This is a genomic window from Myxococcus stipitatus DSM 14675 (assembly GCF_000331735.1).
GTDB classification, from domain to species: domain Bacteria; phylum Myxococcota; class Myxococcia; order Myxococcales; family Myxococcaceae; genus Myxococcus; species Myxococcus stipitatus.
Map to the genome: position 1 here is coordinate 7,593,112 of NC_020126.1, position 20,908 is coordinate 7,614,019.

The window sequence follows — 20,908 nt, forward strand, 5'->3', positions numbered from 1 at the left end:
GGTGACTTCAGCCCCGGGCGGCCGGCGTCGGCGCCTGGGGCACGGAGTCCGCGGACTTGGCGGCGGGCGCCCCAGCGTCGACGACCTGGAGCACCGGCGCGGCCTCGGCGGGCGCGGCGGCCTCACCCTTGCCCGCCTTGGGCTTCTTGGTCCCCGCGCCGGAGCGGCACGTGCGGCACCACGGCTGATTCCGGATGGCGCCGTCCGCCATCTTCCGCAGGCCGAACTGGGCCAGCGGTTTCAGCGTGCGGCACTTGATACACATCAGGGAGATGAGCACCTCGTGACCATCAGCATCGTAGACGGCGGACTTGCGCCGCTTTCTCGGCTGAGGCTGCCCCGGCTCACGCGGCTTCGCCTTCTCCGGCGGCGGCGTCATCATCGGGGTCACTTTGTAGAGCATGTCGGTCCCTCCCGCTCTCGGGCACCCGCGCACGCAGTCCCTGATGGGGCCACCTCGGCGCGAATCCCCGCGAGCCCTAGAGTAAGGACTCTTGCCTCCGTTGAAAACTGATCCCAGGCCGAAAATTCGGCCCGGGAGCGTTTTCGCTGATCTTTCCAAGGGTTGGCCGCGCGGTTCACCCCCAGCGGATCAGGTCCGGGCTGAATTTTCAGCCCCGATTCCCTCAGCGCGCCGCGGTGGGACAGGTGTCCGCGACACCGCTGTAGCGCACGCGGCCCAGGGCGGGCTTGGGGAGTACCCCCCCATGCGTCTTCCCGTAGGAGATCAGCGCCTCCCGCAGGTCCATGCCCCGGAACGGCGCCAGCTCCGCGCGCTCGGGAGGCAGGGGCTTCGTCACCCCGTCCACCCCGTCTCCGCCCCGGGCGAGGAAGTCCGGCACCGCGAGCCGGTAGGTGCGCTCCGGGACCAGGGGCTTTCCGCCCTCCAGCGTGACGCCCTGGAGACGGCCGGGCCCCGGGCAGCGGGCCAGGGTCAGCTCCAGCCCGGACACGGCGAACACGGCGCCCTTGTCCACGGCGTGCGCCAGCTCCAGCAGCCGCTTCAGCTCCGAGCCCGTGAGCGTGAGCACCGCCACCGTGTTGTCGAAGGGAAGCGCCTGGTAGACGTGGCCGAAGGACAGCGCCCCACCCGGCAGGTCCGCTCGGATGCCGCCCGGGTTCATCAGCGCCGCATCCGCGCCCGCCGCCTCGCGGAGCGCGTCCGCCATGAGGTTGCCCAGCACGCTCTCCTCCAGGAAGCCGCGCGACATCGGCGAGGCGCAGGACACGCCCAGGCCGCGCCGCTGCGCCGCCTCGACCTCCGCGAGCGTGGGTGCCAGCAGCTGCGTCACCGCGGCATCCGGGGGCACGGGGGCGCCCAGGAAGGTCGCGGGCGCGAGCTTCACGTCGGCGCGCGTGCGCAGGCTGCGCGCGTCACAGTCGCCGTGCACCGAGTCCACCTGGGCGCACAGCGGAATGGCGGCCTGGATGCGCGTGAGGGACGGCTGAAGCTTCCGGCTCACCGGGTCCACGAACAGCTCCACCACGCCCAGCGAGCGCCCCAGGCCGTTCGTCTCGATGACGGGCACGCCGCCGAAGAAGTGGCCCATCGTCTGGTGCGTGTGCCCGGCGACCACCGCGTCCACCGTCCCCGGGGGCACGGCCTCCAGCATGTCGAGAATCTCCGCGTCGCCGCGCTCGCAGCTCGACGTGTCGCGGGGGTTGGACAGGTCTCCGCACTTGCCCCCCGCATGCGCCACCGCCACCACCACGTCCGCGCCGCGCTGACGCAGCGAGCGCGAGGACTCCAGCACCGAGGACGCCAGCGGCGCGAAGCGCAGCGTGTCCACGTTGGCCGGATTGGTGACGAGCGGCGTCTCCTCGGTGGTGAGCCCCACGAGGCCCACGCGGATGCCATTCACCGTGACGAGGTGCGTGCCGTCGTTGCCCAGCCACGCGGGAATCTTGCCGGTGGCGGCGTCTCGCAGGTTGGCGGACAGCATGGGGAAGCGCGCCTGCTTCACGCGCGCCTTGAGCGCACCCAGCGGGTCATCTCCTGAGCCCGAGGCCATGGGCGCGGGGCCCACCGGGCCGTAGTCGAACTCGTGGTTGCCCAGGGCCGCGGCGGTGACCTGCACGTGGTTGTACACGTCCACCACGATGGCGCCCTCGGTGAGGTTGGACGCGAGCGTGCCCTGGAACATGTCGCCGCCATCCAGGACGAGGACACCACCCGGGTTGTCCGCGCGAAGCCGGGCGACGTACGAGGACAACATCGCGGCGCCGCCCTGCTCCACCACCTGCCCGTTGCCGAAGCGGTTGACGTGAGGCTCCACGTGGCCGTGGAAGTCATTGAGCCCCACCAGCGTGATTCGCACGGGGGCGGGGGGCGGAGGGGAGGACGGCGCGGAAGAAGGAGTGCTCGCGCAAGCAGCGGCACACGTGGCGAGCGCGATGAGGAAGGGACGCGGTGAACGCATGAGCGCCCCACTTCACCGCGCCCCGAGCCCCGAGGCAACGCGCTTCAACGCTCGCGGCGGCGGCGCAGCGACATCCCCAGGGCCAGCAGGCCGAGGAGCACACTGCCAGGCACGGACGCCGAGGCACAGGTGCACCCGGAGCCCGCATCCACGGGAGGAATCCCCCCGCCCGGCAGCGGCCCAGGCCCCACGCCCCCGCCACCACCGCCGTCCGAGCCCGCGTCCACCCCCGCGTCCACGCCACCATCCGAGGGCGTCGGCCGGGTGTCGATGCGCAGCGGCGGGTTGAAGGCCTGCGCCACTGTCTCCCAGCGAACGAGCTTCAGGTCATCCGTCCCCGTGCCGGAGGAGCTCTGCGCGACGAACAGACCGTCCGCAAACGCCCCCACGGGGCCCGACGTCACCGCGAGCGCGCGAGGCGCCACCGCTCCACCCACGCCCCCATCGCCCGGCACCACGGTGAACGACCCGAGGAAGGCATAGGTGCGGCGGTCCAGCACGGCGAAGGTGCCAGCCTGGGTGTCCGCCGCCAGCAGATACCCTTCCGTGCCGGCCGCGCGGTACAGCGCCAGTCGGTTGACATTCCGGGACAGCTTGCTGTCCGTCGCCGTCAGGGAGACGACCTGCGTGCGCGTGGCGCCACCGTCGGGCTCCGCGGCGTAGCGCCAGATGGCCGCGCCGGCCTGCACCACATACAGGTGGCCACGCTCCTCATCGACGACCATGCCCGTGACGGCGCCACCCACGCTGATGGGCCGGTTCACCAAGGTGGCGGACACGCCGCCATCCTCTCCCGACATCTCGAACTGCGAGAGAGAGCCCACGTCGTTGCTCGCGAAGACGAAGAGTCGGCCCGAGCTGGGGCTCCGATAGAAGGCGACGGAGGTGTAGCCGGCGCTGGTGAGGAGGAAGGGGCCGGTCCCAATCCGTTGCACGCGGTCGGTCGCGCGCAGACCGTCCACGGAGTAGGCCGTCAGCCCGCGATTCAGGTTGCTCGTCACGGCCACCGACAGCGTGTTCGCCCCCAAACGAAAGCCATCTCGAACCGCGACGCTGGCCACCGGTCCATCCAGCTGCTCATCCTCGAGTTGTTGACCATCCAACCCAAACGTGGCGAGCCCGGCGTTCTGATTGTCGTAGGCCGTCAGGAGCAATCCACCCGGTCCCGCGTCCGTGCCCGCGTCGGCACTCCTCGGTGCGACCCAGAGGGCGACGTCTCGAATGGAACCACCGATGGTGGTGGGTCCGGGTGTCGTCTGGCGGAAAGCGGGAACCTGCGCGGGTTGAGCGGATGCGACCGCGCCAGACAGCGATGCCGCCAGGATGACGAAGATGGAGTGACGCATGACCGGGCTCCGGACAGGTGGGTCCGACGTAACTTCGCACGCGTCCCGTTGCTTTCAAGTCCGAAGGCTTCGGGAACGGTTGGCTCCGGGCAACCGCGTCAGGTACAAAGTGCGTCTTCCAGCCAACAGCGAAAAAGGCCATGGCGACCAAGCGCGCACTCATTACAGGCATCACGGGGCAAGACGGCAGCTACCTCGCGGAGCTGCTGCTTTCGAAGGGCTATGAAGTCCACGGCATGGTGCGACGCTCGTCGGAAGAGAAGTTCGAGCGCATCCAGCACCTGCACGGCAAGATTCAGCTGCACCAGGGCGACCTGCTGGACCAGTTCTCGCTCGCGGCGCTGTTGAACCTGGTCAAGCCCGATGAGGTGTACAACCTCGCGGCGCAGTCGTTCGTGCCCACCAGCTGGAACCAGCCGGTCCTCACCGGCGAGTTCACCGCGCTGGGCGTGACGAAGATGCTGGAGGCCATCCGCCACACGCGTCCGCAGGCGCGCTTCTACCAGGCGTCCTCCAGCGAGATGTTCGGCAAGGTGCTGGAGGTCCCGCAGACGGAGGACACGCCCTTCTATCCGCGCAGCCCCTACGGCGTGGCGAAGGCCTACGGCCACCACATCACCGTGAACTACCGCGAGTCGTTCGGCCTCTTCGCGGTGAGCGGCATCCTCTTCAACCACGAGTCGCCGCGCCGCGGCCTCGAGTTCGTCACGCGCAAGGTCACGTACAACGTGGCGCGCATCAAGCTGGGCCTCCAGGAGAAACTGCCCATGGGCAACCTGGACGCCAAGCGCGACTGGGGCTTCGCGGGCGACTACGTGGACGCCATGTGGCGCATGCTCCAGCAGCCGGAGGCGGAGGACTACGTCGTCGCCACCAACGAGACGCACACCGTGCGCGAGCTGGTGGAGATTGCCTTCGGCCGCGTGGGCCTGGACTGGCAGAAGCACGTCGTCATCGACCCGGCCTTCGTCCGTCCGGCCGAGGTGGACCTGCTCATCGGCGACCCGGCCAAGGCCAAGGAGAAGCTGGGCTGGGAGCCGAAGGTGCGCTTCAAGCAGCTCATCGAGATGATGGTGGACGCGGACCTGGAGCGCGTGAAGGCGGGGCAGCGGTAGATGCGCATTCTCGTCACGGGAGCGGATGGGTTCGTCGGCAGGCATCTTTGCGCGCTCCTGCGCGCATCCGGTGACGAGGTCGTCGAAGCACACGGGCCACGCGGAGAAGGGGTCAGCAGCAGCGCCCTTCACTTCGACGTGGCCAACGAGGCCGCGGTGAAGGCCGCCGTGGCCGAAGCGAAGCCCGACGGGGTCATCCACCTCGCGGGCTTCAGCTCGGTGGCCAAGAGCCACCACAACCCCTCGCGCGTGTTCGCGGTGAACACCATGGGGGTGGTGAACCTCCTGACCGCGCTGCGGGAGAACGCGCCCAAGACGCGCGTCGTCCTGGTGGGCTCGGGGGAAGTCTATGGCCCGGTGCCCGTGGGGACCCGTGCCACCGAGGACACGCCCGCGATTCCGCTGAGCCCCTACGCGGCCTCCAAGTCCGCGGCGGAGCTGGCGGGGGTCCAGTTCCATCGCAGCTACGGGCTGGAGGTCATGATGGCCCGGCCCTTCAACCACCTGGGCGCGGGACAGGACCCCACCTTCGTGGTGCCCTCGTTCGCCTCGCAGATTCGCGCCATCGGACTGGGCACGGTGGACCCGGTGCTCCGCACGGGCAACCTGGATGCCGTGCGCGACTTCTCCCACGTGCGCGACGTGGTGGAGGCGTACCGGCTGCTGCTCGTGAAGGGTGAGCCCGGGCAGGCGTACAACATCTGCAGCGGCGAGGGCCGCACCATCCGCGAGCTGCTGGAGGAGATGCTCCTGCTCGCGGGCGTGAATGCGCGCATCGAGCTGGACCCCGCGCGCCTGCGCCCCTCCGACATCCCCAGCCTCATCGGCTCTCCGGACAAGCTCCGCGCGCTGGGCTGGTCGCCCAAGCTGACGGTGACGGACGCCTTGCGCGACGTCCTGGGCCCCAAGGTCCCCGGCGCCGCCCGCACGCAGGCCTGAGCCCCCCTCCCCCGCCGTCCATCCGAACCGCTGATTCGATGGACGGCGCCGTCAGGATGCCCCGCGCCCGACGTTGGTGTACAATCAACACCAACCTGGAGGCATCTGATGGCGGGCACGCAACGGCAGGGCCGGTTCACCTTCTTCTGGAAGGAGGAGTCTCCCTTCTCCCAGTTCAATCGCGTGACGTTCGTGGTGGAGGGCGTCCGCTACATCTGTGCCGAGCAGTTCATGATGGCGGGCAAGGCACGCATCTTCGGTGACTCGGAGATCCAGGCCGAAATCATGCTGGCCAAGACGCCGCGCGCGCAGAAGGCGTTGGGGCGGAAGGTCCGCGGCTTCGACGTGGCGACGTGGGAGCGTGAGCGCGAGCGCATCGTCTACGCGGGCAATCACGCCAAGTTCACGCAGAACGCGTCGTATCTCGAAGCGCTGCTCGCCAGTCGCGGCACGGAGCTGGTGGAGGCCAGTCCCATGGACCGCATCTGGGGCGTGGGCCTGAAGATGGAGGACCCTCGCATCCAGGACCCATCCCAGTGGCGTGGCTTGAATCTGCTGGGCAAGGTGCTGACGCGCCTGCGTGAGGACCTGCTCGCGGCGGGTGTCACCGCGCCGTCGCCTGACGCGCCATGAACGTCCAGGCCTCGAGCCTGCGGTCCAGCGCGGTGAGGTTCCACAGGTCCGACGGATTGTCGGGCCGCACCACCGCGAGGGCCTGCTGGAGCGGGGCCCTCGCGCGGACCTCGCCCCACTCGGACAACACCCGCAGCGCCATCAGCGACGGCTGACGCGACAGCAGGCCCAGCAGCGCCTCCACGACACGCGGGCTGCGCTCCTCGGCCAGGCGCTGCACCGCCTCGTGACGCTCCTCCGGTGTCGAGCCCGCGTCCGCCAACCTCGCCGTCAGCGCAGCGAAGCGCGCCTCCTTCAGCACGGGGCGCGGGCCCGGCGTGTCCCAGTGCTCCACCGTGACGCTCGTGCGCGCGAAGGCGACACACTCCCGGCGCACACCATCATTGTCGAACAGGCCCATGAGGCGCTCGGGAGCGGGCCGGCCGCCCACCAGCAGCCGCTCGGCGCGTTCCGCCAGATCCGCGGAAGCCCCGAGCAGGTGGACTCGAACCACCGTGGCCTCCGCGTCCGCGCGGGCGTCGGGGCGGACACGCTCCGACTTGAGGAACACCTCGGCCATGCCCCGCCCGGACACGTACCAGCGATACTCCAGCCACACCGCGCTGGGGCGAAGGGCGAAGCGCTCATCCTCCGCCTCGACGAGGCGGGCTGCGCCTTCCTCCTGACCACCGAAAGAGCGCTCCAACAGTACCAGGGCCTCCGAGAGCTTCATGTCGCGTCCAGGTCCATGAGCCCTCGGAGGGCGGCTCGGTCAGAAGGTGTAGCGAACGGGCTCGGCCAGCCCTTGCACCACGAGCTCCACCGAGCCCGAGCCCTTGCCGGACTTGTCCGCCAACGCCCGGGTGAGGGAGCTCAGGTCGAACCGAGGCTCCGCGAACTTGATGGCCTTGCAGCGGTCCCCGTTGGCGTTGTGAATCACCACCAGGTTCGCCACCGGCTCCGCCGCCGCGTTCGTCTGGAACGTGCCGTCCCAGGCCAGCGCGTAGGAGTGCTCCGCGCAGCCGCCTCCGTGGGAGACATTCAGGACCAGCGTGCTCCCCTCGACGCGGCCACTCTCGATGCTGAGGGGGTCCTGCGGCTGGGGATTCGAGCGAACGAGGAGGGCCTCCCCGTCCGACGGCTTCTGCTCGGCGGGGGACTCCGTTTCCGCCGAGGGCTCGGCGGGCTCGTCCTTCGCGGGGGCATGCGCACACGCCGCGAGCAGACCACTCACCACCAGGGCACTCCACATGAGCCTTCGCATCCAACACCTCCACTCGTGCTTCGTCGGCGGCCAGCCCCGCCGAGCTCGGTCTACTCCTCAGCGTCGGAGCACGTCCTCGTAGACCGCCAGCGTTTGTTCCGCGGTCCGTTCCCAGGTGAACTGCGCCGCGCGAGCCTGCCCCTTCACCGCGAAGGCTTCGCGCTCCCGAGGCGAGCGCAGCAACCGATGGATGGCCTCCGCGAGCCCCTCCGCGTCATCCGGCCGCACCGCGGGAGCCGCGTCTCCACAGACCTCCGGCAGCGAGCCCGCCGTCGACACGATGGCGGGAGTGCCCAGCCGCATCGCCTCCAGCGGAGGAAGCCCGAAGCCCTCGTAGCGCGAGGGGAAGACGAACACGGCCGCGCGCCGCATCAGCTCGTAGAACACGGGCTCCGCCTGATAGCCCAGGGGACGGATGTCATGCCCCTCCGCGCGCAACCGAGCGATGCGCGACTCCACGCGCCCCGAGCCGAACCAACTCTGCCCCGCCAGCACGAGCGACGCGGGACGCCCCTGCGCGCGCAGGCGCTCCATCGCATCCAGCACCAGGTCCACGTTCTTGCGGACATCGAGCGAGCCCGCATAGAGGACATAGTCCTTGGGCAGCGAGAGGGCGCGAAGGAAGTCCTCGCTCGTCGCATCCAGCACGGGCGCGTGCACATGGTCCACGCCGATAGGCACCACCACCGCGCGCGACTCGGCCTCCGGGAAGCGCTCCAGCAGGTCCTGCCGCGTGCGCTCGCTGATGCACACCACCCGGTCCGCCAGGAGCAGGCTGCGCGACAACCACAGCCGGAACTGCCACCGGAACTTCGCGGAGACGGTGTCCGGCATGATGAGCGGAATCAGGTCCAGCACGGTGAGGACGTAGGCCGTGCCTGACACGCGAATCAGCGGGAGGTTGAAGTTTCCCAGCGCGTGATACAGCGGCGGCTTGGAGCGCTCGAGCACCCGAGGGAGCCGGGCGAGCGTCCAGGCGGTGCGGCTGCCGCTCCCCCGAGGGTGGTCGCCGGAGTCGCGTGCGCCCAGCTTCTCCAGCCGCACGCCCTGGGCCTCCAGGGCCCCCGCGAGACAGCGGGTATAGAGGCCGATGCCCGTGGTGGGCTCATCCCAGAGTGTCGCGTCGAAAGCGATGGGGCCAGTGGACACGGTGCGCCTCATAGCACGGCCGTGTGATAGGCAGGGCGCGCATGGCGATTCACCAGTTGATAGCGAGCTTCGTGCCCGGCGACGCCAGCGGACAGGCGGCGTTGCACCTCCAGCTCCTCCTGCGCCGCATGGGCGTGTGGGGAGGCCTGTACGCCGATGAGGTCGGCGCGGGACTGGAGGGACTGGCGAGCCCCGCGTCCGAGCTGAAGCCGGAGCCCGGAGACCTGGTGCTGTATCACCACGGCATCGCCTCTCCGCTGAGCAGCCGGCTCATGCACCTGGACTGCCGACGCGGCCTCGTCTTCCACAACATCAGCCCCACGCGCTTCTACACGGGGACGACGTTGGAGAACGCGCTGGTGGCGGGACGCGCGCAGCTCGCCGCCATGGCGCCCTTCGTGGACGTGGCCATCGGCGTGTCGGACTACAACGCCGCGGAGCTGCGCGTCGCGGGCTATCGCAACGTCCACACCGTGCCGCTGCTCATCGAGCCCGAGCGCTTCGGCCGCGACCGCGCCGACGCGAAGATGCTGAAGAAGCTGTCGGGCCCGGGCCCGGTGCTGCTCGGCGTCAGCCGGGTGATGCCTCACAAGCGCTTCGAGGACCTGCTCGCGCTGCATCGAGAGCTCTTGCGCCTGCGTCCCCAGGCCCGCCTGTTGATGGTGGGGGGCTATGAGCCGGGCAGCCGCTACTTCCGCGCGCTCAAACGGGAGGCGCGTGGCCTGAGCGGCGTGAGCTTCCTGGGCCGACTGAACCACGCGGAGCTGGTGGCCGCGTACCGCTCCGCCTCCGTGTTCGTGTCGATGAGCGAGCACGAGGGCTTCGGTGTCCCGCTCATCGAGGCCATGGCCTCCGACGTGCCGGTGCTGGCGTACGGCGCCGCGGCGGTGCCGGAGACGCTGGGGGGCGCGGGCGTCGCGTTCGACCAGAAGCGCTTCGCGTTCCTCGCCGAGCTGGCGGTGGACCTGAGCGAGGACCTGTCCCTGCGCGAGCCTGTCATCGCGGGCCAGCGTCGCCGCCTGGAGCACTTCTCCGCCGCCTCCGTGCAAGGAGCCCTGTCGCGCGCCCTGGAGGGCTTCCTGCCCGCGCCTCGGCCTCGGCGCGCGCCGCCCAAGCGGCCTCGCGTCGCCGTGGTGGTGCAGCGGTACGGCGAGGTGACAGGCGGCTCGGAGATGCTGGCCGCGCAGGTGTCCGAGCGCCTCAGCCCGCACTGGGACATCACGGTGCTGACCACGTGCGCGAAGGACCACCTGTCCTGGGAGAACGTCTTCCCGGAAGGGCCGGACCGGATTCGCGGCGTGGAGGTGCTGCGCTTCCCGACGACACGGACGCGCAACATCCAGGGCTTCAACGGGCTGTCGCGCCGGGTCTTCGACAAGAGCAACGAGCGGCTGCGCGAGGAGCAGTGGGTGGCCGAGCAGGGCCCCATGTCGCCGGGCCTCCTGCGCCACCTCGCCTCCACGCAGCACGAGTACGACGGCTACCTGTTCTTCACGTACCTCTACGCGCCGACGGTCTGGGGCCTGCCCCTGGTGGCGGACCGGGCGCTGATTGTCCCCACCACGCATGACGAAGCCCCCATCCGCTTCGATGCGTACCGCGATGTCTTCGAGCGTCCCCGCGCGCTGCTCTGCCTCACGCCGGAGGAGCTGACCATCATCGAGAAGTACTTCCCCGGACACGCGAGGACCCGCGTGGTGGGCGTCGGCGTGGAGCGTCCGTCGGCGGATGGCGCTCGCTTCCGGAAGAAGCACGGGCTGCACCGCGACTACCTGCTCTACGTGGGCCGACAGGAAGCCGGCAAGGGCGTGCCCGAGCTGCTCCAGCACCACCAGGCCTTGAAGCAGAAGTACGCGGACGCGCCGGACCTGGTGCTCGCGGGCGATGCCAGCATGCCCCTGGAAGGCGATGGCGTGCGCTACCTCGGCCGCATCCCGGAGCAGGACAAGCACGACGCGCTGGCCGGGGCGCTGGCGGTGGTGGTGCCCTCCCGCTATGAGAGCCTGTCCCTGCTCACGCTGGAGGCCTTCGCGCAGGGCACGCCGGTGTTGGTGAACGGGCGCTCGGACGTGTTGGTGGGACAGGTGACGCGCAGCGGAGCGGGACGGGCGTACACGGACCTGGGCTCGTTCATCCAGGGCCTGCGTGAAGTCGGCGAAGCCCGAGGCCCCATGGGCGCCAAGGGCCTGGCCTACGTGAAGAAGCAAGGGTGGCCGCAGGTGGTCGCCGCCTATCAAGAAGAGCTGCAACGCATCCTCGAGGAGAAGCACCGATGAAGCTGCTGGGACGCGACATTCCGGCGCGGGAGTTGATGGCCCGCATCGAGGAGCGACTGCGAACGCGAGGCCTCCCCACCTCCGAGGCCGTGGACATTCCCGCCGAGGGCGTGGAGCCCCGCGTGGAGCCGCTGACCTTCAACCTGCACGCGCTGGAGGACAACGCCGACGCCACGCGCGCACTGCCGCTCCAGACGCACCGGGGCGGCGTGGGTCAGCTCGTGGTGGTGGCCAAGTGGGCCTTCCGCAAGTCGTGCCAGGTGTTCATCAACGAGACGCTCGGCCGGCAGCGCGTCTTCAACGGGCACGTGCGTGACTCGTATGCCCAGCTCTCCGCCGAGGTCATCCGACTGCGGCGAGAGGTGGAGCAACTGCGCGCCCGTCAGGCGAGCCTCACGACGGAGGCCTCGGTCGAATCAGCCCCCGCGGTGGCCCCGCCCGAGCCCGCGGGCGCTCCGGACACGCACGAGGTCCTCCCCAAGCCCCGTCCCGCCGCCACCGCGAGCAGCAACAAGCGCGCGGGCACTCCGGCCCCCACCAAGCCTCGCCGCCCCAAGGGGCGGTAGCGCGCGTCACGGGAAGCGGTACACCGTCACGTAGCCGTCGCTGTAGGCCCGCTCGCCGCCCAGCTCCTCCACGACGAAGCGCTCTCGCGCGGGGTGGTGGTAGTGGGCGACGAACCAGCGGTAGTGGTTCTGCTTGAGGAAGGCGCGCATCTCCTCGCGCTCCTCGGGACTCACCGGGCTGTACCCCTCATGCCGGCCCTCGAGCGCGCGGTAGACGCGCAGGTTCGTCAGCGCCGTCTCCCGCACGGGCAGCCGCGCCTGCCGAGCCACCGAGACGGGCTTGCCGTGGCGGGTCTGCTCCCACTGCCCCAGCACATGGTCTGTGAAGACCGCCGCCGGCATGGGCGCGTCGCGAATCTCATCGAAGATGGGCGGGAGCGTGGGCATCTGCACCATCTTCAGCGGCCGGCTCAGGTACTCCACGTTGGGCACCACCGCCACGAGCAGGGCCGCGCCCACCATGGCCGCCTTCCCCCAGCGAGACGCGAGCTGCCCCAGGTATGCGGCGCCGAAGGACACGAGCACGCCCAGCACCAACGTCGCGGGCAGCGCCAGCCGCACGGGCATGCCGCCTCGGGTGAACAGCGGCACCACGTGCTTGAAGGCGAGATACGGCAGGGGGAAGGCGAAGCGGAACTCGTGGCCGAACGCGGTGAAGGGCGCCACGGCCGCCGTCACCGTACACAGCCCCAGCGCCAGCACCACGTCCCGGTGCCATGAGCGTCCACGCCAGGCGGGCACGCTGGCCACCAACAGCGTGATGAGGAGCAGCGGAACGAAGGGCGAGGTCTGGTCCGACAGGCCGATGTTCAGCACCGTGCCCATGGACAGCGCCGCGAAGGCGAGCCCCAGGCCCACCCACCGGCGGCCGTCCGGCACACCCCGCCACAAGGCGAAGACGGCGATGACGGGTGTCAGCCACCCCAGGAACGAGCCCGCCTCCTCCGCGTTGGTGGCCATCTTCCCGCGCACCAGGCTCACCGAGAACTCACGCGCCCACCGGGGCAGGGCCTCCATCCAGGCCGACAAGGTGTCGGGGATGAAGAAGGCATACAGGTCGGTGAAGTAGTCGGAGTCCCCATGGTGCTGCGACACCGGTGCGGGGAAGAGGTGCACCGCCAGGGTCATCGCCATGGGGAGACAGGCCACCGCCGCCGCGAGCGCCGCCCACCCCGCCCTGCGCACCGTGGCGTCCTTGAGTGTCCCCACCGACACCAGCGGCCCGTGACGCCACCGCTCCATCACCACCCAGGCAAACGAGAAGAGCGCCAGGTACACCAGGTAGTAATAGTCACACAGCATCGTGTAGAGCGTCGCCAGTCCCAGCCCCACCAGCCACTTGCGCTGGCCCTCGTCCAGCCAGCGGAAGAAGAAGTACAGGTAGAGGGGCAGACCCTCCAGGGCGGACAGGTTGAGGTGCGTCGTCGCATGCGCCAGGTGGTAGCGGGAGAAGTCGAACACACTCGCACCCGCCAGCGCCGCCACCGCCGCCAGCACCGGGGCCACGCCCGCCCGCTCCAGCAGGTAGCGCATCAACAGCCACGCCGTGTAACCCGTCAGCACGAAGGTGCTCAGGATGAGCAGGTTGTAGGCCGCCTCCGGCGACATGAACGGCACCAGCACCGCGCCCCACATCGACTTCGCGAAGGCCGGCGTGTGCCAGTACAGCTCCGCTCCCAGGGGCCAGTGCAGCCCGGGCGCGAAGAAGGGGTTCTGAGGCTCCACCCACAGCGCCTGATGTGACCACCACGTCTGCCAGACGCTCGCGAGCACATCCTCCCGCCCCGTCACCAGGTGGGTGTGGAGCTTGGGCACGAGCGGCCAGGTGTGCACCACCGACAGCAGGGTGAACACCAGCAGCACCAGGGGGTGAAGCATCCGCCGGAACAAGGGAGACATAGGCAAGGGGGAGTCGGAAGGGCCACCCAGGGGGGGCGACAGGCCCCGTTCCGCCTGGCGGGCGCACCGTAGCCGTCCCCGGGGGGACTCCTCAACCGATGGCGCGATGAACCAAGAGCAGGGAGAATGGGCGTCCATCCTGGGACCGGAGCCATTCGTTCCCATTTCCTTGGCTCACGAGTTGTCCGCGAGGCCGCTTGCATTCCAGCCGACTCGCCGCGAAATAGGCCCCTTTCGCGAGCCGTTGCCCCCGGTTCCTCCTACATCTTTGCTTCACTCCTATGCGCGCCTTGACCAACCTGCCCTCTGACCCTGGCCCTTCCCTCCAACTGGGCATGCCGGGATTCACCTTCGAGGACCTGTACCGCCCGCGAGGCTTGCGCCGACTGGCCCAGAGCTTCGATGCGCGTCTCGCCGAGGATGACCCCGAGCTGTTCAAGGCGTTCGACGCCTACCGCCAGGCGGGAGGCCAGGGCCTCACCGGCCCCGCCGAGTCGGACCTGCTGGTGCGCGTGGCCCGGCACGTGTCGAGCTTCGTCGCCCGCCTGTTCCGCATCGAGCAGGAGCACGAGCAGTTGATGGGGAGCCTGAAGGGGGAGCTGCCCCTCTTCAACTTCAAGCGCGAGTTCATCACCCGCCGCGTTTTCAAGAAGGGCGCCGCCGACCGGCCGTCGCTCTCCGAGTTCCCCTCGCTGGATGCCCGCATGCGGCTGATGCTGCAGCTGGGCTTCCCGGAGGCGCTCTCCGCCGGAGACTTCGAGCGAGGCCTCGCAGAGTCCGTGCTCAGCCTCATGGAGCTGGAGCGCCTGTTCTCCGGCAACCTGCCCGCGGAGGAGCAGGCGAAGGCGGACGCGCTGCGCGCCCGGTGGACCGCGCTGCGCGCCGCGCTGGTGGCCACGGCCGAGGGCCGCGACGCGTTCGGCTCGAGCCTGGTCACCCACGGCGACGACGCCGCGGAGCTCCAGTGCGTCCGCGCGCTCTTGTCGCTGGCGGACCGCTGGACGTACGCACGCGCGCTGCACCCGGAGACGAAGGACCAGTTCCACACCTGGCCCACGCACCGCGTGCCCAAGCCCCTGGTGTTCGACCAGCTGGTGCAGCTGCGGCGCCCGGACGCGGAGCTCCCCGAGGCCACCGAGGGCCTGGAGCACCACCTGCGCCACCGCGACGGCTTCAAGCTCACCGACCGCCGAGGCACCGCGCGCGACGTGATGAACGAGGTGGACTACTGCGTGCTCTGCCACGAGCGCGAGAAGGACTCCTGCTCCACGGGCTTCCCCGCCAAGGACAAGGTCGCCGAGGGCCACAGCTACAAGAAGAACCCGCTGGGCATCCCCCTCACGGGCTGCCCGCTCGATGAGCGCATCTCGGAAGCCCACCTGCTCAAGCGCGAGGGCAACTCGCTGGCGTCGCTCATCATGGTGACGCTGGACAACCCGATGTGCCCGGGCACCGGCCACCGCATCTGCAACGACTGCATGAAGGCCTGCATCTTCCAGAAGCAGGAGCCGGTGAACATCCCGCTGGCGGAGACGGCCGCGCTGACGGACGTGTTGGATTTGCCGTGGGGCTTCGAAATCTACGGGCTGCTCACGCGCTGGAACCCGCTCAACATCCGCCGCCCCTACGCCCTGCCCTACGTGGGCCGCAACGTGCTCGTCGTGGGCCTGGGCCCCGCCGGCTACACGCTGTCGCACTACCTGCTCAACGAGGGCTTCGGCGTCACCGGCATGGACGGCCTGAAAATCGAGCCGTTCGCCGACGAGCTCGTGGGCCGCAACGGCCACGCGCTCAAGCCCATCCACAACTGGCGCACGCTGACGCGCGAGCTGGATGAGCGCGTGCTGGAGGGCTTCGGCGGCGTGTCCGAGTACGGAATCACCGTGCGCTGGGACAAGAACTTCCTCACGCTCATCCACCTGACGCTGGCGCGGCGCGACGGCTTCCGCATCCACGGCGGCGTGCGCTTCGGTGGAACGCTCACCATCGAGGACGCGTGGGAGCTGGGCTTCGACCACATCGCCATCGCCGCTGGCGCCGGGCGCCCCACCATCATCGGGATGAAGAACAACCTCATCCGGGGCATCCGCAAGGCGAGCGACTTCCTCATGGCGCTGCAGCTCACCGGCGCCTTCAAGAAGGACTCGCTGGCGAACCTCCAGGTGCAGCTGCCCGCCATCGTCATCGGCGGCGGCCTCACCGGCATCGACACCGCCACGGAGCTGATGGCCTACTACCCGGTGCAGGTGGAGAAGGCCATCGAGCGCCACGAGCGGCTCGCGGCGGAGCTGGGTGAGGACGCCATCCTCGCGAAGCTGGACGCCGAGGAGCGCGCCACCTACCAGACCTTCCTGGAGCATGGCCGCGCCGTGCGCGCCGAGCGTGCGAAGGCGAAGGAAGAAGGCCGCTCGCCGGACTTCATCAAGCTGGTGCGCGCGTGGGGCGGCGTCAGCCTGGCCTACCGCCGCAGCCTCACGGAGTCCCCCGCCTACCGCCTCAACCACGAAGAGGTCACCAAGGCGCTGGAGGAAGGCATCCGCTTCATCGAGCGGATGAGCCCCGTGGAGGCCCTGCCGGACGCGACGGGCGCGGTGCGCGCGCTGCGCTTCGAGCGCATGGTGACGGTGGACGGCAAGCTCAAGGGCAGCGGCCAGTTCTTCGAGCTGCCGGCGCGCACGGTGTGCGTGGCCGCGGGCACCTCGCCCAACGTCACGTACGAGCGCGAGTACCCGGGCACCTTCAAGCTCGACGAGGCCGGCGACTACTTCCAGGGCCACTCCCTGGTGGAGTCCGAGGGCGGCTTCCACCTCGAGCCCGTGGAGGCCAGCGAAGACCTGGACTCGAAGGTGGGCTTCTTCACCTCCTACGCGAAGGACGGGCGCTTCATCTCGTTCTACGGCGACAACCACCCCACCTACGCGGGCAACGTGGTGAAGGCCATGGCCAGCGCGAAGGATGGCTACTCGGAGGTGTCGCGGCTGTACGCCAAGGAAGTGGCCGCGCTCGACTTCGACGACGAGGTGGCGCAGGCCCGGCGCGAGGAGCTGCGCGCCGCGCACTTCGCGAAGCTGGACGCCGCGTTCAACGCCACGGTGGTGGCCGTCAAGCGCCTCACGCCCACGATTGTCGAGGTGGTGGTGAAGGCGCCCTTCGCGGCCAGCCACTTCCAGCCCGGCCAGTTCTACCGGCTCCAGAACTTCGAGCGGAACGCGCCCGTCGTCGACGGCATGCGCCTGACGATGGAGGGCCTGGCCCTCACCGGCGCGTGGGTGGACAAGGAGCAGGGACTGATGGGCACCATCGTCCTGGAGATGGGCTCCTCGTCACGCCTGTGCTCGGCGCTGAAGCCGGGTGAGAGCGTGGTGCTGATGGGCCCCACGGGTGCTCCCACGGAGATTGGCCACAACGAGACGGTGGCGCTCGTGGGCGGTGGCCTGGGCAACGCGGTGCTGTTCTCCATCGCTCGCTCGCTCAAGGCCGCCGGCTGCCGCGTCGTCTACTTCGCCGGCTACCGCCTCAAGTCGGACTCCTTCAAGCAGGACGAAATCGAGGCCGGCACGGACCAGATTGTCTGGTCCGTGGACTCCGGCGACACCATCGAGCCCCGGCGCCCGCAGGACTCCGCCTTCCGAGGCAACGTGGTGCAGGCCATGCTGTCCTACGCCGAGGGCAAGCTGAGCGCCGCGCCGCTCATCAAGCTGTCCGAGGTGGACCGCATCATCGCCATCGGCTCGGACCGGATGATGCGCGCGGTGGCCGAGGCCCGGCACGGCGTGCTCCAGCCGCACCTGAAGCCGGACCACGAGGCCATCGGCTCCATCAACTCGCCGATGCAGTGCATGATGAAGGAGATCTGCGCCCAGTGCCTCCAGCGGCACGTTGACCCGCGCACGGGCAAGGAGACGTGGGTCTTCTCCTGCTACAACCAGGACCAGCGGCTGGACCAGGTGGACTTCGTCAACCTCAACCAGCGCCTGCGCGGCAACACCGTCATGGAGAAGGTCGCCGACCTCTTCCTGGCGCAGCTGCTCAAGAAGGCGCCCCACCTCAAGCGCGTCTGAGGCGGTGGGCTCAACGGGTCTTCACCGGCGCGTGCCGGTGAAGACTCGAATCATCTCCTGGTAGTTCTTCATCAGGTCCTCCTCGCGCGTGAGGACCACGTCCACGCTGGCGTCGCCGAACTGGCGGCGCACGTCCGCGAGCTTCTGGAACGACTCCACCTGCGCGCGCATGGACGCCACCTGCGCCGCCAGCTCCGTGCGCTGCTCGGGAGGCAGCTTCTCCTGGAGCTGCTCCAGTTTGTGGAGCTCCTCCTCGTACTGGAGCGTGCGCCCCAGCTGCCGCTGGCCGATGACGGCCGTGACGACCTCCGCGATGCCGTTGACGTCCGTCACGCTCAGCCCCGCCTCGGCGCGCGCCTCCGACTCCGCCTTGGCCTTTGCCTCCACCACCTTGAGGCCGGCGCGCAGCTCCGCCATCGCCTCGGGCGTGCCCGCATCCACCAGCGCGCCCAGCCCCTGGAGCCCCTTCACCTGGGAGCCGTACACCTCCAGCATCTTCCGCTGGTACGCCACGTAGGCCGTCAGCTTCTCCGGCGTCACCACATAGGGCCCGGCCGCGGCTGCTTCCTCGGCGGCCTGGGCGGCGGGGCCCGCATCCTCCACCCCGGGTGCCTCGCTACCCGTGGCCCCATCCTTCTTACAGCCCGAGAAGGCCAGCAGCCCCGCCAGGACCCACAGCGCCTTGCGCATTTCGACTCCTTCCAGAGAGAGACGGCCCGTCAGTCCCCGCGTATATGCTGCGCGGACGCGTGGGGAGGGAGGGCGGCCTCCGTCCTGTCTGTCACGCCGCGGCTGTTCAGGCCACTGAACAATCGCCGCATTACCTTTGACCGACCCGGCTGCGGTCGTGTACGAACCGCGGTCCTGTCGCACTGGTGGAGGGACTTTGAGGATTTTCCTGGTTAGGCATGGCGACGCGGACGCGGAGATCCCGGAGGGTCTTGGCGACGAAGCGCGCGCGCTCACGGCGAAGGCTCGGGCAAACATGGCCGCGCACTTCGCAGCGCTTTCCGAGCGTATGGGCCCCTTGGGCCTCATCCTGACCAGCCCGCTGGTTCGCACGGTGCAGACAGCGCAGCTGCTGTCCTTCGTCGCGAAGCACGAGGGTCTGCTCCGGGCGCACCGCAGCCTGTTGCCGGACGTGCCCGTGGGCACGGTCGACTCGGTGCTGAGCGAGCACGCGGACGAGAACCTCGTCCTCGTCGGTCACCAGCCCACCATGGGCGCCCTGGCGGCGCACCTGCTCGGGATGCAGTCCTTCCCGAAGCCCGTCAACCCGGGCACCGTCATCGCCCTGGAGCGCACCGAGGGCGAGGCGCCGCACTACAAGTTCCTGTTCTACGCGGCCCCGAATCAGCAGGTGCTCGACGTCATCCAGTGAGGCCCGTACGGCCATGATGGACGAAGCCCGCTACAACCAACTCGTGGCCGCCGTCTTCAAGCGGATGCTCTCCGCCGCGGACGCCATCGACCCGGACATCCTGGAGGCGGAGAGCACGGGCGACATGCTCACCCTCACCGCCCCCTCCCGGGAGAAGTGCATCGTCAACACCCAGCGCGCCGTGAAGCAGATCTGGGTCGCGGGACGAGGCCAGGGCATCCACTTCAGCTACGACGACGCCACGGGCACCTGGCGTGACGACAAGGGCCGGGGGCTCGAGCTCTTCCAGTTCGTCGCCGGCGTGGTCCGCGATATCAGCGAAGCGGACTTCGTCTACCCGTCCTAGCCGGGCCGGCTGGCGTCGCTGGCCACTTCCACCCAGTCACCGCCCGCTGCCTGCGCCCGTCGCAGCGCATCGCCCGCGTCCTTGAGCAGGCCGCCGAAGCTGACGGCCTGGCCCGGGGCGCCCGGCGCCGCGTCCTTGCGCGCCGCGGGAGGCTCCGACACGGCGACCCCCACGGAGGCCGTGCCCGAGGGCAGGCCCGCCACGGACTTGAGCTTCTCCCGCAGGCGCTCCGCCACGATGCGCGCCCCTGAGCGCGGAGTGTGAGGGAGGAAGACGACGAAGCGGCTGTCCGCGAAGGGCACCGCCACGTCGATGTCGCGCACGCCCTCCACCAGGACACCCAGCACCTCCGCCAGCGCCCCCTTGCGCGCGGCCGGCACCAGGGCCGAGGAGCGCTCCGCGAAGCGATCCAGCTCCACCATCAACAAGGCGATGGGGTAGCGATAGCGGCGGCTGCGCTTCACCTCCATCAGCATCAAGCGCTTGAGGAACTCGAAGTCCGCGGACGTGCTCGTCGACGCGGGCTCGGGCCGGGCCATGGGCACTGGCGGCTGGGGCTGCGAGGGCACCCGGGCCGCGGGCACGCTGGCGCGGCGGGCCTCGTCACGCTGGACGAGGAGCGAGACGCAGGTGAGGACGGTGGCGCGCTTGAGCGGGCCCACCAGTCCTCCCTCGGCACCCGCCTGCGCGGCACGCTCCTCCGCGTGCTCCTCGTCGGGCGAGTACATCAACAGCACTGGCACCTGGAGCCCCTGCGAGCGCAGGCTCCGGCACAGGGCCTCTCCATCCAGTGCTCCTGTCCCTGCGGCCAGCACGACGGCAGGGGGACGCTCACGCGCGGCGCGCAGCGCCTCTTCGGCGCTGGCGACCGACGTCACTTCGTGGCCGGCCCCTTCCAGGTACCGGCGCAGCACGCCCGCCACGGAGGCGGCGGGCTCGGCCAGGAGCACGAAGGCCATCAGACCGACATGACCTCCTTCTCCTTCGCGACAATCACCTTGTCGACCTCGGCGACGCCCGCATCCGTCTCCTTCTGGACCTTCTCGGAGATGCGCTTCTCGTCGTCCTCGGTGATCTTCTTGTCCTTCAGCTGCGCCTTGACCGACTCGTTGGCGTCGCGGCGGATGTTGCGGATGGCGACCTTGTGCTCCTCGCCCTTCGCCTTCACCTGCTTGACGATGTCCTTGCGGCGCTCCTCGGTGAGCGGCGGGAAGGGCAGGCGAATCATCTCGCCGTCGTTCATCGGGTTGATGCCGAGGTTGGCCTCGCGAAGGGCCTTCTCGATTTCCTTCAGGATGCTCTTCTCCCACGGCTTGATGATGATGAGCCGGGGCTCGGGGGCATTGACGCTGGCCACACCCGACAGCGGCGTGGGCGTGCCGTAGTAGTCCACGCGGATGTTGTCGAGGATGGCGGTGCTGGCGCGACCGGTGCGCACCTTGCTCAGCTCCCGCTTGAGGTCCTCGATGGTCTTCGTAATGCGGCCCTTCAATTCAACGACGACATCTCCGCTCATAGTCGAGTTCTCCTTGAA

General features: G+C 69.7%; 18 protein-coding genes. 8 read left to right on the forward strand and 10 right to left on the reverse strand.

Annotated elements, in window-relative coordinates; all coding sequences use genetic code 11:
• Positions 1-7 precede the first annotated feature (7 nt).
• From MYSTI_RS29215 to MYSTI_RS29225, 3 genes are all read right to left on the reverse strand, one after another.
• Positions 8-403 carry a hypothetical protein gene (locus MYSTI_RS29215; RefSeq protein WP_015351418.1) on the reverse strand — a complete coding sequence of 132 codons (396 nt, stop codon included), beginning with the start codon at positions 401-403 and terminating at the stop codon, positions 8-10.
• Positions 404-626: 223 nt separating this feature from the next.
• The gene (locus MYSTI_RS29220) at positions 627-2,420 is read right to left on the reverse strand and encodes a bifunctional metallophosphatase/5'-nucleotidase (RefSeq protein WP_044281554.1); all 1,794 of its coding nucleotides are present in this window, start codon (positions 2,418-2,420) and stop codon (positions 627-629) included.
• 44 nt (positions 2,421-2,464) lie between these two features.
• A complete protein-coding gene (locus MYSTI_RS29225) occupies positions 2,465-3,766 on the reverse strand; it encodes a myxosortase-dependent phytase-like phosphatase (protein ID WP_015351420.1) in 1,302 nt (433 codons plus the stop codon).
• A 140-nt stretch (positions 3,767-3,906) separates the two neighbouring features.
• Here MYSTI_RS29225 and gmd point away from each other — a divergent pair, with 140 nt between their 5' ends.
• The 3 genes from gmd (at position 3,907) to MYSTI_RS29240 (ending at position 6,453) form a co-directional block, all read left to right on the forward strand.
• The gene (gene gmd, locus MYSTI_RS29230) at positions 3,907-4,881 is read left to right on the forward strand and encodes a GDP-mannose 4,6-dehydratase (RefSeq protein WP_015351421.1); all 975 of its coding nucleotides are present in this window, start codon (positions 3,907-3,909) and stop codon (positions 4,879-4,881) included.
• A complete protein-coding gene (locus MYSTI_RS29235) occupies positions 4,882-5,820 on the forward strand; it encodes a GDP-mannose 4,6-dehydratase (protein WP_015351422.1) in 939 nt (312 codons plus the stop codon).
• A gap of 108 nt (positions 5,821-5,928) precedes the next feature.
• The gene (locus MYSTI_RS29240) at positions 5,929-6,453 is read left to right on the forward strand and encodes a riboflavin biosynthesis intermediates N-glycosidase (protein WP_015351423.1); all 525 of its coding nucleotides are present in this window, start codon (positions 5,929-5,931) and stop codon (positions 6,451-6,453) included.
• Here MYSTI_RS29240 and MYSTI_RS29245 read toward each other — a convergent pair.
• Genes MYSTI_RS29245 through MYSTI_RS29255 form a run of 3 tightly spaced genes read right to left on the reverse strand, consistent with a single transcriptional unit; the run spans position 6,425 to position 8,857 of the window.
• Complete coding sequence (locus tag MYSTI_RS29245) at positions 6,425-7,165, reverse strand: hypothetical protein (RefSeq protein WP_015351424.1); 741 nt, start codon at positions 7,163-7,165, stop codon at positions 6,425-6,427. The two genes, MYSTI_RS29240 and MYSTI_RS29245, sit on opposite strands and share 29 nt — an antisense overlap.
• Positions 7,166-7,204: 39 nt before the next feature.
• The gene (locus MYSTI_RS29250; protein WP_015351425.1) at positions 7,205-7,696 is read right to left on the reverse strand and encodes a lipoprotein; all 492 of its coding nucleotides are present in this window, start codon (positions 7,694-7,696) and stop codon (positions 7,205-7,207) included.
• A gap of 57 nt (positions 7,697-7,753) precedes the next feature.
• Positions 7,754-8,857 carry a glycosyltransferase family 4 protein gene (locus tag MYSTI_RS29255; RefSeq protein WP_015351426.1) on the reverse strand — a complete coding sequence of 368 codons (1,104 nt, stop codon included), beginning with the start codon at positions 8,855-8,857 and terminating at the stop codon, positions 7,754-7,756.
• Between the two features lie 29 nt (positions 8,858-8,886).
• Here MYSTI_RS29255 and MYSTI_RS29260 point away from each other — a divergent pair, with 29 nt between their 5' ends.
• The gene (locus MYSTI_RS29260; RefSeq protein WP_015351427.1) at positions 8,887-11,121 is read left to right on the forward strand and encodes a glycosyltransferase family 4 protein; all 2,235 of its coding nucleotides are present in this window, start codon (positions 8,887-8,889) and stop codon (positions 11,119-11,121) included.
• On the forward strand, positions 11,118-11,687 hold the full coding sequence (locus MYSTI_RS29265) for a hypothetical protein (protein ID WP_015351428.1): 570 nt from the start codon (positions 11,118-11,120) through the stop codon (positions 11,685-11,687). The genes MYSTI_RS29260 and MYSTI_RS29265 overlap by 4 nt, the downstream gene beginning before the upstream one ends.
• Positions 11,688-11,693: 6 nt before the next feature.
• On the opposite strand, the gene MYSTI_RS29270 is transcribed toward MYSTI_RS29265, so the two are convergent.
• The gene (locus MYSTI_RS29270; protein WP_233277996.1) at positions 11,694-13,565 is read right to left on the reverse strand and encodes a hypothetical protein; all 1,872 of its coding nucleotides are present in this window, start codon (positions 13,563-13,565) and stop codon (positions 11,694-11,696) included.
• Between the two features lie 302 nt (positions 13,566-13,867).
• On the opposite strand from MYSTI_RS29270, the gene MYSTI_RS29275 reads away from it, so the two are divergent.
• The gene (locus tag MYSTI_RS29275; RefSeq protein WP_015351430.1) at positions 13,868-17,647 is read left to right on the forward strand and encodes an FAD-dependent oxidoreductase; all 3,780 of its coding nucleotides are present in this window, start codon (positions 13,868-13,870) and stop codon (positions 17,645-17,647) included.
• Between the two features lie 21 nt (positions 17,648-17,668).
• Here the strand turns inward: MYSTI_RS29275 and MYSTI_RS29280 are convergent, their stop codons facing one another.
• Entirely contained in the window at positions 17,669-18,337 is a 669-nt protein-coding gene (locus MYSTI_RS29280; RefSeq protein ID WP_015351431.1) for a hypothetical protein, read from the reverse strand.
• A 196-nt stretch (positions 18,338-18,533) separates the two neighbouring features.
• On the opposite strand from MYSTI_RS29280, the gene MYSTI_RS29285 reads away from it, so the two are divergent.
• Positions 18,534-19,028 carry a SixA phosphatase family protein gene (locus MYSTI_RS29285; protein ID WP_015351432.1) on the forward strand — a complete coding sequence of 165 codons (495 nt, stop codon included), beginning with the start codon at positions 18,534-18,536 and terminating at the stop codon, positions 19,026-19,028.
• Between the two features lie 13 nt (positions 19,029-19,041).
• Positions 19,042-19,374 (forward strand): iron donor protein CyaY, encoded by a 333-nt coding sequence (gene cyaY / locus MYSTI_RS29290; protein ID WP_015351433.1) that lies wholly within the window; start codon positions 19,042-19,044, stop codon positions 19,372-19,374.
• On the opposite strand, the gene MYSTI_RS29295 is transcribed toward cyaY, so the two are convergent.
• A complete protein-coding gene (locus tag MYSTI_RS29295; RefSeq protein ID WP_015351434.1) occupies positions 19,371-20,333 on the reverse strand; it encodes a diguanylate cyclase in 963 nt (320 codons plus the stop codon). The genes cyaY and MYSTI_RS29295 overlap by 4 nt on opposite strands.
• Positions 20,333-20,890, reverse strand: a complete 558-nt coding sequence (frr, locus tag MYSTI_RS29300) for a ribosome recycling factor (protein ID WP_015351435.1) — start codon at positions 20,888-20,890, stop codon at positions 20,333-20,335. Before frr ends, MYSTI_RS29295 begins: the two co-directional genes overlap by 1 nt.
• Positions 20,891-20,908 lie beyond the last annotated feature (18 nt).